At 72.0% G+C, this 1,234-nt stretch carries 1 protein-coding gene; it reads right to left on the reverse strand.

The features are described 5' to 3' along the window. Window positions 1–233: 233 nt before the first annotated feature. Entirely contained in the window at window positions 234–1,139 is a 906-nt protein-coding gene (locus ACFU99_RS44130) for a kinase (RefSeq protein WP_384404497.1), read from the reverse strand. Between the last annotated feature and the right edge of the window lie 95 nt (window positions 1,140–1,234).

Consider the following 1,234-nt stretch of genomic DNA (forward strand, 5'->3'; position numbering starts at 1 on the left):
GGGGCACGAGAGCGCCCACGCGCCGAGGACGAGACTGCCGAGCCGGAAGACGGTTCGCCTGATGGCCATGGGGCACCTTCGCATCTCCTCGCCTCGGGGACGCTCACCGACCGGCGAACCCGCCGTTCCCGAGGACCGAATGGCTGATACCCCGGCAGCGGGCCCGGGACGCCCGAATCACCGCGCACCAGCCCGATCCGTACCGCGCGAGAGGCCCCGGAGGCCGGTGTGTTCTAGGCGAAGCTCAGCGTGCGGTACACCGTCACGTTCCCCGCCAGTTCCTCGCACGCCTGCGCCGCGGCGGCCAGCCGGCCCACGCACGCCGGGTCGGCGGTGTCCAGGAGGATGCCGAGCGTCGTCCCGCTGTGGCCGACCACGACGCCGAGCCCGCCCATCTCCTCGCAGATCGCGATCATCGCGTCGAGCGACTTCTTGTGGCGCAGCGCCTGGTTCATCCGCGCGCTGCGCGTGGCGACCGCGCCTGCCTCCGCGAGGTCGCCGCGCGCCACCGCGCCGGTCAGCCGCGCCAGCAGCCGGGCGTACTCGCGCTTGTCCGCGGCGGTGAAGGGCTTGGGTATCCGGTTGAAGTCGACCGTGTCCACCGCGCCGCCCTCGTCAATGCTCACCACGGCCATCGACGGCAGGGACCCGAGCCGCGCCCGGAGCCGCACGCTGCGGTGGTGGAAGGCGACGACGGCGGGGTAGAGCACGCCGTCGGTGGGCTCGATACGGGCCAGGTACCGCTCGATGCGGCGCGGCGGCATCGGCAGGTCGAGGGCGTTGCCCACGGCGCGGGCGGTGGCCACCAGATCGGCCGAGGAGCTGGCGAGCCCCTTGCCCTCGGGCAGCATGCTGTCGATGGTCAGCAGGCCGCCGCTGGGTTCGGGGGCGTCGTCCATGATCATCGAGACGAGCCGCAGCGCCTTCTTCTTGTGCGGCGGCCATACGTGCAGCCCGCCGCTGTCCGGGTACGCCTGGAAGGTCACCGACGTCCACCGGGCCACCGGCAGCGTCACCAGGAAGTCGCCGTCGTCCTCCGGCAGCACCCCTTGCAGCAGCTCGCCGAACGTCCCGAACGTCGAGCTCATGCCGGTCGCGCCCGTGCGGCGCCCTCCGGTGAGCGCGACTTCCCCCGTCATCGTCATAAAGATCTCCCGATCTCCGCTATGCCTGCGAACCTTGCTGGGACCGTCCGGTCGGTGTCGGTTTCGGTTTCGGTGTCGGCGCCTGTGCC

This window comes from Streptomyces sp. NPDC057654 (genome assembly GCF_042800135.1).
Classification (GTDB): domain Bacteria; phylum Actinomycetota; class Actinomycetes; order Streptomycetales; family Streptomycetaceae; genus Streptomyces.